Annotated in this window: 14 protein-coding genes; 6 read left to right on the forward strand and 8 right to left on the reverse strand. The window is 42.8% G+C overall.

The annotated features are described in order from the left end of the window. Positions 1-89 precede the first annotated feature (89 nt). Positions 90-575, forward strand: coding sequence for an NADH-quinone oxidoreductase subunit A (locus DVG78_RS10670; RefSeq protein WP_114461233.1), 486 nt, complete (start codon positions 90-92; stop codon positions 573-575). 66 nt (positions 576-641) lie between these two features. Here the strand turns inward: DVG78_RS10670 and DVG78_RS10675 are convergent, their stop codons facing one another. Both DVG78_RS10675 and proS read right to left on the reverse strand, forming a co-directional pair. Further along, a complete protein-coding gene (locus tag DVG78_RS10675; protein WP_114461072.1) occupies positions 642-1,073 on the reverse strand; it encodes an FKBP-type peptidyl-prolyl cis-trans isomerase in 432 nt (143 codons plus the stop codon). 107 nt (positions 1,074-1,180) lie between these two features. After that, positions 1,181-2,656: a proline--tRNA ligase gene (proS, locus tag DVG78_RS10680; protein WP_114461073.1), complete on the reverse strand. Its 1,476-nt coding sequence runs from the start codon at positions 2,654-2,656 to the stop codon at positions 1,181-1,183. A gap of 410 nt (positions 2,657-3,066) precedes the next feature. Between proS and DVG78_RS10685 the strand changes: the two genes are divergently transcribed. Beyond that, complete coding sequence (locus tag DVG78_RS10685) at positions 3,067-4,320, forward strand: hypothetical protein (protein ID WP_114461074.1); 1,254 nt, start codon at positions 3,067-3,069, stop codon at positions 4,318-4,320. Positions 4,321-4,518: 198 nt separating this feature from the next. Continuing rightward, positions 4,519-6,093 (forward strand): OmpP1/FadL family transporter, encoded by a 1,575-nt coding sequence (locus DVG78_RS10690; protein WP_147277046.1) that lies wholly within the window; start codon positions 4,519-4,521, stop codon positions 6,091-6,093. A gap of 164 nt (positions 6,094-6,257) precedes the next feature. Here DVG78_RS10690 and DVG78_RS10695 read toward each other — a convergent pair whose 3' ends face one another. From DVG78_RS10695 to DVG78_RS10710, 4 genes are all read right to left on the reverse strand, one after another. Next, on the reverse strand, positions 6,258-8,903 hold the full coding sequence (locus DVG78_RS10695) for a hypothetical protein (RefSeq protein ID WP_114461076.1): 2,646 nt from the start codon (positions 8,901-8,903) through the stop codon (positions 6,258-6,260). 2 nt (positions 8,904-8,905) lie between these two features. Next, positions 8,906-9,751: a GLPGLI family protein gene (locus DVG78_RS10700; RefSeq protein ID WP_114461077.1), complete on the reverse strand. Its 846-nt coding sequence runs from the start codon at positions 9,749-9,751 to the stop codon at positions 8,906-8,908. A 44-nt stretch (positions 9,752-9,795) separates the two neighbouring features. Beyond that, positions 9,796-10,596 (reverse strand): GLPGLI family protein, encoded by an 801-nt coding sequence (locus DVG78_RS10705; protein ID WP_114461078.1) that lies wholly within the window; start codon positions 10,594-10,596, stop codon positions 9,796-9,798. 97 nt (positions 10,597-10,693) lie between these two features. Then, positions 10,694-10,960: a hypothetical protein gene (locus DVG78_RS10710; RefSeq protein ID WP_114461079.1), complete on the reverse strand. Its 267-nt coding sequence runs from the start codon at positions 10,958-10,960 to the stop codon at positions 10,694-10,696. 340 nt (positions 10,961-11,300) lie between these two features. Between DVG78_RS10710 and DVG78_RS10715 the strand changes: the two genes are divergently transcribed. Continuing rightward, on the forward strand, positions 11,301-11,591 hold the full coding sequence (locus tag DVG78_RS10715) for a helix-turn-helix domain-containing protein (RefSeq protein WP_114461080.1): 291 nt from the start codon (positions 11,301-11,303) through the stop codon (positions 11,589-11,591). A gap of 54 nt (positions 11,592-11,645) precedes the next feature. On the opposite strand, the gene DVG78_RS10720 is transcribed toward DVG78_RS10715, so the two are convergent. Together DVG78_RS10720 and nuoK are read right to left on the reverse strand one after the other, a co-directional pair. Then, on the reverse strand, positions 11,646-12,932 hold the full coding sequence (locus tag DVG78_RS10720) for a GWxTD domain-containing protein (protein WP_114461081.1): 1,287 nt from the start codon (positions 12,930-12,932) through the stop codon (positions 11,646-11,648). Between the two features lie 95 nt (positions 12,933-13,027). Continuing rightward, complete coding sequence (gene nuoK / locus DVG78_RS10725; RefSeq protein ID WP_114065388.1) at positions 13,028-13,342, reverse strand: NADH-quinone oxidoreductase subunit NuoK; 315 nt, start codon at positions 13,340-13,342, stop codon at positions 13,028-13,030. A gap of 68 nt (positions 13,343-13,410) precedes the next feature. Here nuoK and DVG78_RS10730 point away from each other — a divergent pair, with 68 nt between their 5' ends. Then, positions 13,411-14,139: a GntR family transcriptional regulator gene (locus tag DVG78_RS10730; protein ID WP_114461082.1), complete on the forward strand. Its 729-nt coding sequence runs from the start codon at positions 13,411-13,413 to the stop codon at positions 14,137-14,139. Between the two features lie 57 nt (positions 14,140-14,196). Then, entirely contained in the window at positions 14,197-15,231 is a 1,035-nt protein-coding gene (locus DVG78_RS10735; protein ID WP_114461234.1) for a phytanoyl-CoA dioxygenase family protein, read from the forward strand. Positions 15,232-15,240: the final 9 nt, after the last annotated feature.

Consider the following 15,240-nt stretch of genomic DNA (forward strand, 5'->3'; position numbering starts at 1 on the left):
TCAGCGGCTTTTTTTAGAAGGGTTAATAAAATGATTGGCTATTTTTGCGCACGCTAATCGATTTTGTTCAGCGCATTTTCAAGACAAATATGGTTTCAGAATTCGGCACTATTTTCTTATTCATCGTTACGGCTATCGTCCTCATCGTCTCCATGCTGATGTTGGCCAAGTTGCTGAGGCCTCATAAACCTAACGTGGAAAAACTCACCACTTATGAGTCGGGAGAAGACCCGATTGGCAACGCCAACGTTCAATTCAACGTGCGTTTTTACGTAGTGGCGCTGGTTTTCCTTTTGTTTGAAGTAGAGCTGGTTTTCCTCTTTCCTTGGGCCGTCGTTTTTGGCCAAGCCACACTCATCCAGCAAACCGATGGGTTGTGGGGGTGGTTTTCATTGGTCGAAATGCTGATTTTTGTAGGAATTCTCGTTCTTGGACTCGCCTATGCCTGGGCAAAAGGCTATCTGGATTGGGTACGGCCACAACCCAAAGTGCCAGTTATAGAAACGAAAGTCCCCGCCAATCTCTACCAAAAAGTCAACGAAAAGTACGGACGCCCCTCCGTAAATGAGAAATAGACGTTAAGATGATTCAATCACCCCAACGTCTATTTCAATAAAGGCTTACGCTCAGATGAGCGTTAGTTATTTAACACCTACTAATTCTACTTCGAAAATCAACGCCTGCCCCGCCAGTGGGTGGTTGGCATCTACCAAAATCTGCGCATCGGTTACTTCAACGACCGTTACTGGTACGGGTTGGGGGTTGCCATCTTGGTGCATATTCAATTGCATTCCTACCTCAAACGGAATATCGTCGGGCAGTTCAGAACGGTTGAATGGAAAAACCAACTCCGCCTGCGAAGGACCATAGGCCTCCTCTACAGGAATATCAATCGTTTTTTTATCTCCAATGGCCATTCCCTGAATTCCGTTATCGAAACCCGGAATCACCATTCCCGAGCCGAGTTCAAACTCCAATGGCTCACGTCCTTCCGACGAATCAAAAACAGTACCGTCGGTCAAGGTCCCTTTGTAATGTACCTTTACGGTATCTCCTGATTTTGCTACACTCATTTTGTTGTTGTTTTGAATGAATTGATTTTATTGACTGATCTAATTTAAGTTGCACTCGCTGAAATCAAATCCTAAAATCAACTTCAACCCAACCTAAAAAAGTTTTACTAATAAGCCCGCGCAAATAACACCCGCCGACTTGATGGACGCCCCGTCAGAATACATTTGCCTTCTTCTTCGGGAGCATTGTATGGTATACAACGAATCGTTGCTTTTGTTTCTTCTTTAATGCGCTCTTCGGTTTCGGGCGTGCCATCCCAGTGCGCCAAAATGAATCCTCCTTTTTCGTCCAAGACTTGTTTAAACTCCCCATAATCATCAACGTGGTGCGTATTGGCGGTTCTAAATGCCAGCGCTTTATCGTAAATATTCTGTTGAATTTCTTCCAACAAGGTCTCGATTCTGTCCACAATTCCTTCCAGCTGAACCGTCATTTTTTCTTTCGTATCGCGACGGGCCACTTCTACCGTACCGTTTTCAAGATCACGCGCACCCATTGCCAATCGCACAGGCACGCCTCTCAACTCATACTCGGCAAACTTCCAGCCAGGTTTGTTAGCGTCAGAATCATCAAATTTTACACTGATGCCTTTTTTGCGAAGACCCGCCGAGATTTCTTTTACTTTTTCGGTAATCTGAGCTAGCTGTTCTTCACTGCGATAAATAGGCACAATCACCACCTGAATTGGGGCCAATTTAGGCGGCAACACCAACCCAGAGTCATCGGAGTGTGCCATCACGAGTGCGCCCATCAGGCGCGTACTTACGCCCCAAGAAGTTCCCCAAACGTACTCCAAGGTACCTGCCTTGCTCTGAAATTTAACGTCAAATGCTTTGGCAAAGTTCTGGCCTAGATAGTGCGAAGTTCCCGCCTGCAATGCCTTGCCATCCTGCATCATGGCCTCAATACAAAGGGTTTCTTCAGCCCCCGCAAACCGCTCATTGGCAGTTTTATAGCCTTTAATGACGGGAATAGCGGCCCATTCTTCCGCAAAACGCGCATACACTTCGAGCATCTGACGCGTTTCGGCCATGGCTTCGTCAGACGTGGAGTGGGCCGTGTGGCCTTCTTGCCACAAAAATTCAGTGGTGCGTAGAAACAAGCGGGTACGCATTTCCCAGCGCACAACGTTGGCCCATTGGTTTATCAACAAAGGCAAATCGCGGTACGATTGAATCCAGTTTTTATAGGTGCTCCAAATAACGGTTTCAGACGTGGGACGCACTATCAATTCTTCCTCCAATTTGGCATCGGGATCTACGATTACGCCGCTTCCATCGGGCGCGTTTTTGAGTCGATAGTGCGTAACCACCGCACACTCCTTGGCAAAGCCCTCCACGTGGCTCGCTTCTTTGCTCAAAAATGATTTTGGAATAAATAAGGGGAAATAAGCGTTCATGTGACCTGTTTCCTTAAACATATCATCCAATGCCCGCTGCATTTTCTCCCAAATTGAAAAGCCGTACGGTTTGATGACCATACATCCTCTTACGGCTGAATTTTCGGCCAAATCAGCCCTTTTCACTAATTCATTGTACCACTCAGAGTAATTTTCACTACGGCTAGGTATCGCGTTTGCCATTGCTTTTATTTTGGTAAATTTTTATTTTAAATTTTCAAACTATTCTTTCTTCAATTGCGTCTACATTTAGAGTACGTACTTTCTCTAACACCTTAATTAATAACCCCTTAAATCCCCCTAAAAATAATTACTAACATAAAAAAGGCGTAAAATCTACACTTAAACTATACTAGTTGTTCGCAATCAGCACTTTGCAGAATTTAGTGTAGCATCTACATTTATAAATATTTGATTATCAGGAGTTTTTAGCACAAATCTTGACTCTGTTTTTTAGAAAAAACTCTTGCAAAGATACTTTTTTATCTTAAATTTGTGACGAAACTGAATCAATATCAGCCAAATTGACGTTTATAGTAAATACAGACCCTGATTTTCTTTTTAAATCGTAGGAACAAAACTTTTAAATAACCATGAAAACCTTTCGTTCACTCACCTTTTGGTCAGCAGTAGGCTTGGTTGGTTTATGGGGGTGTAACTCTAACCAGTACACCACCGCAAACGACGCCGAATATGACGACCTATATGGTAACTCATCCAGTGTGGCAGTAGCAGCAAAGTCGGGAAACCAGGATGAGGAAAAGAGAAGCCTTCGCAACTATAACCCTGACTACCGTACGGGCCAACAACTGCCCAATACCACCTCTGAAGATTATGATTACTACGACGAATCTTATTTGAGTTCGCGGGGTATTCAGCGTAATGTCGGCCCAAATGCTGGCTATAATTCAGGTTTTTCTGATGGATACCAAACGGCAATGAACAATAACTGGGGAAGTTATTGGAACAACCCTTATCGTTACAATTCGTTTGGATGGAACAGCTTTGGCAGTTCGGCCATGATGTTAGGTTTGGGATACGGTTTTGGTTCTTCTTTCGGCAACCCCTATCGTTTTGGCAGTCCTTTTGGCTGGAATTCAGCCTTCGCTTATGGTTATGGTGACCCATTCTTTTCACCCTATTCCTATTATTCTCCGTATTCTGCTTGGGGTGGCTATTCTAGTTTTGGCTGGGGGAATCCGTGGGGCTTTAATTCGTTCTACTCTCCATACAGTTTTTATGGAAGCGGTTTCTATGGCAATAACTTTTACGGGAATAATAACCTCTGGTACAACGGCCCCAACAACAACATACAGATTGTTGACGCGCGCCGCCGTCCAGGCTCTGATTATTACAACCGTGTAGATCGTTCAGCCAATTCGTATAACCGTAATAATGACAACAGTCCTCGTTATACCAACGACGGCCGCCGTCAAAGCTATGACCCATCTTCACGGGCAAACAGTAGCTCCACCGCCACAAGCAGTGATACCTACTACTCACGTCCTCGTGGTGGTGCCGACCGTTCGTACAATGGCTATTCATCAAATTCGGGCAGCCGTACTGGCAGCACCTATAGCGCTCCTTCTACCCAAAGCTCGGGGTACTCTTCGGGTACTCGCGGGGGAGCAACACGCTCGTATGGTGAAAGCAACACGTACAGCAACCAGCGCAGCAGCTCTTACAGCAACAACAACTCTTCCAACTCTAGCAGTTGGAACAACAATAGCAGCAACAGCAGTGGAAGAAGCAGCTACAGCAGCCCAAGTCCTAGCTACAGTAGCCCAAGCTCAAGCAGCAGCAGTTCGAGCTCAAGTAGCAGCGGTTCATCACGCGGACCACGCTAAATGGTTGGAGCAACGGAAAAGTGAACAAAGACTTTTCCAAGAAAGACAGACCGTTTAAAAAATAAATGACAAAATTCGCTTTCATAAAAAACCTCGCTATTTTTGAATGGCGAGGTTTTTTCTTGCTTATAAATGTACTTTTAACAATAAATAAGGCTCCACATATTATTTTAACAGGGAAATCGTTTTAACTCTGCCATGAGAACACGTCACATTTTAGTGGGAATTGTCGTCGGAATGACCACAACTCACGTTTTTTCCCAAAGCCGTCTTTATTCCAATGCGGCTTCTCAATTATCCCAAATTACCCAAAATGGAACCGCTCGCTTTCAGGGTGTTGGTGGCAATCACGCGTCACTTGGGGGAGATGCAAGCAATATTTTTGGGAACCCCGCCGGCATTGCTTTTTTCAATCGCTCAGAGATAAGCCTCAGCCCGACTTTTTATTCTATCAACAACAAAGCCGACTATATTGGCAACACCACGACCGACCAAAAGGTCAATCCGAACCTATCGCAATTTTCGTTGATTCTGGCTGGAAACCCCCAAAGTTATAACCGCGAATGGCGTCGTACTTCTTTCGGAATCAGTTATTCTAGGCAGGTGAACGCTGGCACCCAGTTTTCTTACGGTGGTACCAACAACCGCAGTTCAATGATTGATGACATTGCAGAACTAGCAAACGGCGTTCCAGTTACAACCCTCGAAAATGACTACAACAATGGCCGCCCCTACTCAATTGAATCGGCTTTTTATAATCTTTATCAAATAGATGCCCTTTCGGCCAACGGCCCTTATCGCCGCCCCATTCCTTTATCACGTTCCTCCTTCGAACAAACTGGCAGTATCGAGCTTTCTGGTGGCTCATCGCAATGGACTTTTGCCTATGCGGGAAATTATGCCGATAAGCTTTACATTGGGGTGTCGGGAGGGTTTTCACGCCACACCTATATTCGCCAACAAAACTATGCCGAACGCTTCGTCAACGGTGGGGCATTTCGTGGATTGGATTATCGTGAGGATATAAATATCAACGGAACGGGTGTATTTCTATCAGCGGGGGTTATTTACAAAGCCACCGAATTTTTACAGTTAGGGGCCTCACTCCACAGCCCCACTTGGAGTAATATGCAAATGACATACGAAGAGGAAGTAGGCGTAGACGTCTTAAACAACCGAGTTCCGATTTACGACTCTAATGGTAACCCCGTTACGAACGGACAAGGGCAACAGGCTTTTGACCAACTGCCCACCAATCGGGTAACGATTGAACCTTATGATTTTGAGTACAGTATGCGTACTCCTCTGCGGGCCACGGGTGGCGCAACTTTTTTCTTTGGCAAAAAAGGCTTCCTCACCGCCAGTGCCGAATACGTGGGTTATAAAGGAATGGGCATCAGTACCCCAGATGACAACCAGTTTCGTAGCAATAATCGCCGTTTAATCCAATCTACGTTCAACAACGTCGTTAATCTACGGGCTGGAGGCGAGGCTCGTCTCAATACCTTTAGGGTACGGGCGGGAGTCGGTTATATGCCGAATATTTACAGCCAGAACTACAACGTAGAGGGAAAACTAAACCGCGCCAAGCTTTCATTTTCAGGCGGGTTAGGGTATCGCAACGAACGTTTTTACATTGATTTGGCGGGTACATATCTAATCACGAAGGATGCTTTTGCCCCTTATCAACTCAACGACCCCAACAATTACTTTTCGGCACAGTTGAACGTCAGCAGCATTAATGTAGTAAGTACCATTGGCTTGTTTTTCTAATTCGTACTCTCTTCAAATACAAAAATCCCCGTCAGGCTTCTGACGGGGATTTTTGTTGTAGTGTTATCTAATTTCGTTGAAATATTAATCAAAAATAAGTAACAGATAATCAATCCCTTATCGCGCCTGTGCGCCATGCTTCCACCATTGAACAGCGTAATTTTTTAGAACGAAAAACGCACTCGCTGAAGCATCTGCATAGGGCGTAGCTGATAGCTTGATTCAAGATACGAGAAAGCACTGGTTGAAACCAACGAAAGTTGGGAGGTATTCCAGATATTATTCCAAGCCGTTTCAAAATCAATTTTTCGCTTTTGCCAAGTAAAGCGTATTATCAAATCGCTGAAAAGTGTATGATTGCTTTTAGCCACCAATCTATTGACATAATACTCATTTTTGAAGCCAACGTGCAGATTTCGAGCAGGATATAGACTAAGGTTAAACTGGTGCTGCTGTTGGGAAGTGGGTGGATATGTACGTTTATTGACTTGATTCAAAAAGTCCATTTTTTTGTAACGATACTCCCAATCCGCCCATTTGGCTACTTTGCCATCTAGTCGAAAACCATAGGTCGTATTTTGGTTTCTGACGGTAGCAGCCACGCCATTTATAATCTGCGGCCGCTCTGTTTGCACGAATTGACCTTCGAGGGTGAATTGGGTGCTTAGTTCAGTAAAATATTTACTCACCTGCGCCATAAACACATCATTGATGGCTCGGTTGGACGATTCCAACGCATAGCTTTCGGCGGCACCGTTGGCATTGAGTTGTGTCCTGTAAAGTAAATTGTTGTCTATCAATCGCTTGGAGTAAGAGGCATGTCCAAAAATCGAGGCAACAGGATTGCGATAACTGGCGTTCAGCCTACCTCCGTGCGAAACATTGGCAGGCAATGGCGCGTTGCGGCGTTCGATGTTTCGATACGTACGGAGCAAATACCCGTAAAAAACATTGTCTATTTCGCCAAAAGTATTTTGTCGGTCTATCGTCGTCGAGAGGGTCCAAAAAGGCGTGGCCTCGTAGCTGGTATTGAGACGAGGCTCAAACGTAAACTGTTGCCTCCGTTGTTGCTGTTGTAGGGGCGTATCTCGTATCGAAAAATCGTAAAAATTCAGTGGCGAATTGAGCGTTATGCGCCACTTGTTTCTACGATACTGGGTTTGTAATTTGGCATAAGCGTGTATTTTTCCCCAGTCCAACTGATTTTCAAAAGTGCCACCGACAAGTTCTAATACCTCCTCCCCATCACCCCGCGCTATCTGGCTTTGCAAGCGTTGGTTTTCTACCTGAAAACCAACTTGTGGCGACACCGAAAAGCCTCTCGCAAGCCCCTTCGTGAGGCTAACCATGTTGTGCGTAAAAAAACTACGTAAAGTTACCTCTTGACTTAATCTATTGTAGGGTAAGTTGTTATTAATCAGTCCTAAAAACGGCCCAGGCGTAACGGATAGTGACTGTGGTGCGTTTTGCAAACTCATAAAAGACTGCAACGTAAGTACCTGCTTTTTGATTTTGAAAATATCTTTCAAATGATTGGAAAGGGCATAAAATGGGCTACTCACGCGCTGCGTCAGAGGATTACCATTGAGCAAAAGTAGCCCCGTTTCGCTGTCCCATTGCCGCTTAAACGAAAACTGATTTTTGAAATATTGACCTCTGTCGTTTTTTTGAAGTGCAAAACTCCCTTCTAATGTCCTGAAAGCAAATCCATTACGTTTTTCTTCTAAGATATTAATGGTATCCGTAGGTGTATAATTTATAGTCTGAGTTCGGCCTATTTGTAGCTGGTGGTCGTTTAGGTAAGATAGGTTGACGCGAAACTCGTAGCCTTTCGGGAGTTTTTTTAAGAAATTAATCGTTCCCAAATGCGCTTTGTTGTCAAGCCAGCGCGTGTCAGAAAAAGTCGGTGCTGCCAGTGGCATTACACGCGCCCATACTATCTTGGCAGGCTCTTTTTCAAATGGATTGAGCACATCTTCTATCGTCAGCGTTTTGATCTGACGGCCTATATTCTGCCCGATATTGTTTGTTTGGTAAGAGGCTATCAACTGCTGGCCGCGTGTAAAAAGCATCGGAGTAACGTTGGCCTCCCACAAAAACGGGCTTGCTCCTACGCCCACACGGGCGGTACCGGTAGTGGTTATTTTGTTTTTGAGACGGATGTTGAGGGCAGCATTTTCAGAAAACACCAAACTATCAAGCATACGCACAGGCTGGTGGTTTTCCAAAATCTCTACCCGCGACACGGCATCAGCAGGTAGGTTTTCATTGGCCAAGTTATAACGGCCATCCAATAAATCTAGCCCTTCAATGTAGTATTTGTTGATGGCTTTGCCTTGGTACAAAATTTTACCGTCGGGCTGTACTTCTACACCTGGTAGCCGCCTAATGACATCACCAATGGCGCGGTCTGACTGGGTTTTGAAGGCATTAACCGAGTACGAGAGCGTATCGCCACTACGCGTAATGGGCTTCTCTTTTACTACAACTTCTTTGAGTTTGATTTCCTGCTCCGACAGTTCAAAATTTACTTCTTGCGTTTTATTTAACACGGTGCGTTGTTGCGTGGCATAGCCCAGCCGATACACTTTCAATACTAGCGTATCAGCCATCGACTTGACTGGAATCGAATAAAAGCCCGATTTATCTGCAATTGCAAATGCCAAAATAGCCGACGAGCGCGGCACATGAAGCGTAATATTTGTACTGGCAAGAGGTATTTGATTGGCTTGGGTAATTTTGCCCGTTATAACAACCTGCCCGAAAGCACTGTTCAATACCAATAGCCCCAAAACCCACCAATGCTTCATACTTAAGGTTTTAATTCGAGGGGGTTGTTATCCCAACTGCGGTCGACTCTGGCCTCGCTGGCGGGTTTGGTTACCCCATCTGGTGTAGTGACGGTAGCATTTTTAAAATTACGGCCGGTTCTACGTCTTATGTACTCGTATCTATCTTTTCTAAACTCAGTTCGTAGCGAAAATACCTTTGCTCGGTCAGTTGGCACAGGTGCTGAATTCATATAAACAGGCTTGTACGTTCTTTCTATTTTATCTTCTTGAAAGCTTTGCATTACAAATACGTAATGGTTACGCACGTCGTTGAGTTTTACAATCAATCCTGGCAAACCTTTGAACACGTAAGGGCCGTCAGAAATGGGGATGTCGGTCGTAAACCAAGCCTCATAGTCTCGACCAGCGTAATGGGTGGTTGCTTTGGTGCAAAAATAACCCACTATACTGTCTTGTTGCGCCAGAATTTTCCAATCTAATGTATTTATAGGATAGATAAATCGGTCGGTACTGAGGGATTCGTGAACCATGGTCTCTGCTTTGGTATATTCTTTACAAACAAAATATCTAAAGTTAGTCTTAAATCTATACTCACTATCCATTTGAATATTTTGAGGCAGAACACCTTTATTCACCAAATCTTTAATAGAATCACTCTTGAAGCGACCTTCTGACCCAAATATTGACGACTCTCCTTTGTTCAAGTAAAGAAAGAAAGTCTCAGAGCCAACGCGTTTTCTATTGGTTGAATCGGGCTGATAAACAAGACTATAACTCACCTTATACGCTTTTGGCGGTACAGTTTGAAATACACAAAACAAAGAAAATAATACAATTTGAAAATATACCGTTGGGAGATGATTCATACAAAGCAATTAACTATGACATGGGGAGTTAAAACAACGTAAAGCTAATATTTTTCTATTGGGTTAACCTGTTTTTCTTTTAGCTGACTTTCAGCCTCTGCGCCATTAAAATTCCCTACTCTGAATCCCCCTTGTTCTAATGTTTTTAAAGGATTTTTAAGACTCTCTTTTTTAAGACTCTTGTATTTATCGAAAGAAACATTGAATAATCGATTTGCTTGTGATAACGTTGGTAAGGTTTCCATTACGTATTTTTCTAAACTTTCAAGACTGAAAATGTAATGTTTTTCCGAATCATAGACCTGAACAATAAGCCCAGGTAATCCCCAAAATTTATATGGACCGTCAGAAATTGGTATTTCAGTAGTATACCAAGCTGTATAATTTCGCCCTTCGTAAGTAGTATTAGCTTTTTGACACATATATTTCTGTATTGTTAATGTATCTGGCTGAGGTGACCAAATCAATTCATTTGCCTGAGTGTAGAAATAACTATCTACTCCGATTTTATCAATAACTTGTAATGTTTTATCTGCATATTGTTTCGATACAAAACTCTGAAACCCTGTTTTAGGATATCTGTTGTTCATAACTTCTTGTGGGGTGATTTTTTGTTCTCGAATCAATCTTCTGATGGAATCCTGTTTGAACAAATTTTCGGTGCCATATATTGAACTTCTGGCTTTTTCAATTACTAAAAAAGCTAATTCTGTCTTTGTAATTTTAGAAATGAGTTCTGGAATGTAAGTCACACGGTACGTTACTTTATATTTATCAATAGTTTGACAAAAGGCCACGGAATAAGTTATCCAGATTAAAAACACAATAAATATTCTATCTTTCATAATATTTGGTAGAAAGTATCCAATACATACATCGATAAAAACAATCAATGTATATATTGGATTACGTTGTTATTGTAATTGACTTATGAGCACGGGTCTATCCACCACAGTAAGCGTCCTCTAATTGATACCACATATCCACAACTTCCTCAGCAGTAGGAGTGCCACTCCAAGTACCGCAGACGGTACCGCAACTTAGGCCGAAGCATTCAAACGCAGGATCTTCTGCTGGAACACTCGTGGATTTATTTTCTACCTCAGAGAATACTGTTTGATTACTTTTTTCTTTTTCCTCCCCTACTTCACCCGCATAGCTAAAAGCAAATGTAAGTAACAACGCACCGGTCAACAATACTTTTTTCATAAAATGTAAGGAGTTTATGTTGTTTAAAAATTGATTTTCCCAATGCCTTTCATAGCTCGGCCGCGCATGAGCTGCATTGGTTGGCACAAATCTCTAAAACCTGTTTTTAAAAAACTACCACTTTTAGTTGTATTTTATAAAGAAAGAAATAAATTTTTCGTATTAAAACGGAGGTTCTAATTAATTAGGTACAATACAAAGAGTATAAATACTAAAAAAAACACGTATTTATACGTAGTGACAAGTGTTTGCATTGTAAGTCTAATTAGTTGAAGTGATATAAAAGCAAATAGATTAAGTATATCAAAGTAATGCCAATTAGATCTAAAATTTTAGACTCATGTCAACCTTACAAAACTTAGCCAACTTTAACATTGGAAAGCTTCGCAAGGAGAAAAAGTTCTCGCGTGAAGATATGGCACATCATTTAGACATCAGTCTTGAAGCCTACCGTAAAATAGAAAATGGGACAACCAACATGAATCTCGATAGGCTGGAGCAAATCTGTGAAGTTTTAGAAATCGATATTTTTAAAATACTTGCGCCGCACCCAGAAAAATATAGCCTGAGTGAAGTAAACGACCAAGGCATGGGCACCAACATATATACAGTAAATCACGGACAAGACTAAAATCTTGAAACCAGGACAGGCAAATAGAAGAAAATTTAAAACTACAAACTCTGCTTAATCCCTTACCGCGCCTGTGCGCCATGCTTCCACCATTGGATACCAAATGGGCTGGTATTCTACATAGCGTTGGAGCTCATAGTGGTCTTCCACAAATTGATTGGCCCGACGATTAAAAGTGAAGTTAATTTCGGAAAAATTGGCGCGCTGTGAGTACACCCATACTTCGCGATCCTTGCTGCGCTGCACACGGTCGGGCGGTCCCATCACAATAAAAATCATTCCTTTGTCCGTTTTCCAACCTTCTTTATACGTAGTAAAAAGTCGATTGGCTTCTTCCACGCGGTTATAAAATACGCTTATGGTACGCTTGGCCAAATCGGTGTTGCCATTCATCAACGAAAGCCAATACCGATCCAGCGATTTTTTAGCGTCTTTTGTCCCTAGGAGTTCGTTGATTTCCTGATTCTGACTCATATACATCACAGGCCGAACCAACTCAACAGGGCGGGTCATTTTAGGAAAACGTTTATTACTTACCACCAATCCGATACCCGTGGCGTCGGTGGTGTCTTCGGTCATATAATACAAGCCCTCCTCTTTAAACGTAAGCGGCATACTGGTATTAATGATGAAAGTTGTATCAATGCCCAACGTACGAGGTGCGTTGCGCGGCGTAGTATTCATCGGCGACGAGGCCGCCTCGAAATCATGGTTATAGCGCATGACGTACAGCGGCTTCACGGTCTTTTTGATGTCTTTGATGAGCAATGTGTCGTTTACGTTGACATAATTTTGGAGCATCACGACTTGACCTGTTCGCTCAAACAACGCAAAGCGGTCGCTGAGTTTGGGGGCGTTGAACCGAACTGCCAAATCGTTGAGCACCTTTTTGGTCGTTCCAATTTCCGATATTTCGGCCAACATAACGGCCGTAGCGTGATTTACTGGCCTTTTCACGTCAAACCGAATCATAAATTTGGTGGCACTGAGCTGCACCACATTCTGCTCATTGAGAGGGATATTGCCGTAACCTAGTCGCTCGCGAGACGCAAAATCAGGATACAGCACGTAGTTAAGGGTAAATTTATCCGTAAAATCTTTCCAACGGACGGGGATATTATTGGGTTTGCTCAAATCAACCCGCATAAAAATAGCGACCGAGTTGGTATCCTTGCTCAAAAATTTACTTTTAATGCCTAAGATGGTCACGTCGTCTACCCCACTAGCGGCGGCAGTCGTTTGAGCATCACCTTTGCGTTTTTTGGTTTTAGAAGTTTGCTGTGCCTCACTAAAAGTGCCGACAGCAATTAAAAAAAATAAAATCAGGCCAATGCGATTCATCCTGTGAGTGTGTTAAACCACTTGAATTGATAAAGAAGCGGTATAGGTTTACTTACCTAAAAACGTAAAAATCCACGTAATAGCGTACAATCCGTTTATTTTTTCATCGAACTGATTTTATCTAAATCAGTAGTTTGATAATGTCGGTACACTTTCAGAATAATAGCCAAAGCAACGGCCGATTCGGCGGCAGCAACAACCATTACAAACAAGGCAAAAAGTTGGCCTTCAAGCCGTAAAGGGTCATATTGCGAAAAAGCTACTAAATTGAGATTGACCGCATTTAAAATTAATTCAACGCCAATCAGCACCGCAATGGCATTACGTTTGGTAATCATGACCGCAAGTCCAATGCTGAACAATGCCGCCGCAACGATAAGGAAATAGTGTATCGGAACAATTGGTTGCATGATGCAATGTTAAGAAAAATATTCAAAAAAGAGGCGCTATTTTTGCCTTATTAAAAAACCATCCGTCAATGTCTGAAGTACCTGCCCGCCTCCCCCATTATCAACATTTGTACGAAACCTTACGCCAACAACTCATTAAAGGCGTCTATGAAATCGGGAGTTTGTTGCCTTCTGAAAAAGAACTACAACAAACCTACAATCTAACCCAACCCACTATCCGTCAGGCGCTTTCGATGTTGGCCGAAGAAGGATTTATCAAGAAATACCAAGGAAAAGGAAGCATCGTTCAACCGCTTCCCGTGGGTTTGGGGATGCTTTCGATTCAAGCACATTATCCAAACCCTTTGCATAAAGAACTCAAAGAGGAAGACATCAGAACCGAAATTCTGAAAAAACCTCAATTGATGCCTTTTCCAATCGATTTTTTGTTTGCGCCCATCCATCCAAATGAGCCATTTTATTATTTTGAGCGCTTACGATTGGTCAACAAAGAGGTGATTTTTTTTGAGAGGCTGGCTTTCCCAGCGGCAGAAGTTCCTGATTTTCATAAACAAAAATTAGAAAATCGCTCCCTTTTTGGCGTCTTTCGGAGTCGGTACAATATTATCGTAAAAGGTGGAGAAGAAAAAGTTTGGGCTACTGCCGCTCAAGCTCCCTTAACCGATATAATGCGTGTTGCGGAGCATACCCCCGTGCTTCGTCTCGAAAAATGCATCGAGACCAACCGTCCTCATTTTACCATCTATTCCTCTTTATATGCGTGTACGGATACTTATTTGTTGAAAGGAAGATTTTGATAATCCCTTTGAATCCTGATATATTTGGGAAACAATCATTTAACTTTCCTCTTTGCCATGGGATTATTAACTACGCTAAAACAAAAGGTAATTGCTACCAAAGAACAATTATTTCCGCAAACAGAATTCGATGAAGCAACCCTTCCATGGATTGATCGGGCTGATGCAGACGTAGATGAATTTGTAAAAAAATACCAACCCAAATTTGACGTCTCCTACAATTTGGCCGAAAAGCTGAAGTTCTGGCAAAAAAATGGGTACGTTATTTTAGAACAATCAATCCAGTCTGAATTATTGGATTTATTTTGGTCAGATGTTGAAGAATTAGTAGAGCATCCCGAAAAATACAAAATGTGGGCGCGCATCGACCTTCCAAAGTTTGACCCCGTCCGCGAACGCCACATCAAAGATTTCCCGAAAGAAGACCTTCAGGGAAAATACGTAAAGTTAAATGACTTTCATAACCTATCGGTGGCGGGCAAAAAACTCATGACTCACCCCGCCATTGTTAACTTTTTGGATGCGGTTTTCCAACAAAATACGGTGGTGATGCAAAGCCTAACGTTTATGTATGGCAGTCAGCAGCCTACCCATCAAGATTATCCTTGGGTAACGGCCAAAATTCCCAGTCATTTGGCCGCCGCATGGATTCCACTGGAAGACATCAAAATTGATTCTGGTCCGTTGTACTATTACATCGGCTCACATAAAATGCCTAAGTTCAATTTTGGCAACGGAATTCTGTACAATAACCGCTCAACCAAAACCGCGCTCGAATTTGCGGATTATCTTGACACAAAATGTGCGGAATTAAAGCTTCCCAAAGATACACTGCTTATCAAACGCGGCGATGTCCTGATTTGGCACTCTGCCTTGGCTCATGGTGGTGGCCTGATTACCAATCCTGACCAAACCCGTAAATCATACGTGTGCCACTATTCGACCGAAGAAGCCCTTCCTTTTCACCGTCACCGGTTTGGAGAAACGCCAGTCACTGAATACCACAATGGCGTTGCCATTTATCAAAACCCTGATTTTGGTGATCAAGAAAACATTTTGAAAAAAGGAGAAAAATGGGATTCAAAAAAGTAAATACACCCC

It is taken from the genome of Runella aurantiaca, from assembly GCF_003339505.1.
GTDB lineage: Bacteria > Bacteroidota > Bacteroidia > Cytophagales > Spirosomataceae > Runella > Runella aurantiaca.

What these genes read in the sequence shown, in the direction of transcription:
- DVG78_RS10670 (WP_114461233.1), top strand. Translation starts at nt 90, where the DNA reads ATGGTTTCAGAATTCGGCACTATTTTCTTATTCATCGTTACGGCTATC.
- DVG78_RS10675 (WP_114461072.1), bottom strand. Translation starts at nt 1,073, where the DNA reads ATGAGTGTAGCAAAATCAGGAGATACCGTAAAGGTACATTACAAAGGG.
- proS (WP_114461073.1), bottom strand. Translation starts at nt 2,656, where the DNA reads ATGGCAAACGCGATACCTAGCCGTAGTGAAAATTACTCTGAGTGGTAC.
- DVG78_RS10685 (WP_114461074.1), top strand. Translation starts at nt 3,067, where the DNA reads ATGAAAACCTTTCGTTCACTCACCTTTTGGTCAGCAGTAGGCTTGGTT.
- DVG78_RS10690 (WP_147277046.1), top strand. Translation starts at nt 4,519, where the DNA reads ATGAGAACACGTCACATTTTAGTGGGAATTGTCGTCGGAATGACCACA.
- DVG78_RS10695 (WP_114461076.1), bottom strand. Translation starts at nt 8,903, where the DNA reads ATGAAGCATTGGTGGGTTTTGGGGCTATTGGTATTGAACAGTGCTTTC.
- DVG78_RS10700 (WP_114461077.1), bottom strand. Translation starts at nt 9,751, where the DNA reads ATGAATCATCTCCCAACGGTATATTTTCAAATTGTATTATTTTCTTTG.
- DVG78_RS10705 (WP_114461078.1), bottom strand. Translation starts at nt 10,596, where the DNA reads ATGAAAGATAGAATATTTATTGTGTTTTTAATCTGGATAACTTATTCC.
- DVG78_RS10710 (WP_114461079.1), bottom strand. Translation starts at nt 10,960, where the DNA reads ATGAAAAAAGTATTGTTGACCGGTGCGTTGTTACTTACATTTGCTTTT.
- DVG78_RS10715 (WP_114461080.1), top strand. Translation starts at nt 11,301, where the DNA reads ATGTCAACCTTACAAAACTTAGCCAACTTTAACATTGGAAAGCTTCGC.
- DVG78_RS10720 (WP_114461081.1), bottom strand. Translation starts at nt 12,932, where the DNA reads ATGAATCGCATTGGCCTGATTTTATTTTTTTTAATTGCTGTCGGCACT.
- nuoK (WP_114065388.1), bottom strand. Translation starts at nt 13,342, where the DNA reads ATGCAACCAATTGTTCCGATACACTATTTCCTTATCGTTGCGGCGGCA.
- DVG78_RS10730 (WP_114461082.1), top strand. Translation starts at nt 13,411, where the DNA reads ATGTCTGAAGTACCTGCCCGCCTCCCCCATTATCAACATTTGTACGAA.
- DVG78_RS10735 (WP_114461234.1), top strand. Translation starts at nt 14,197, where the DNA reads ATGGGATTATTAACTACGCTAAAACAAAAGGTAATTGCTACCAAAGAA.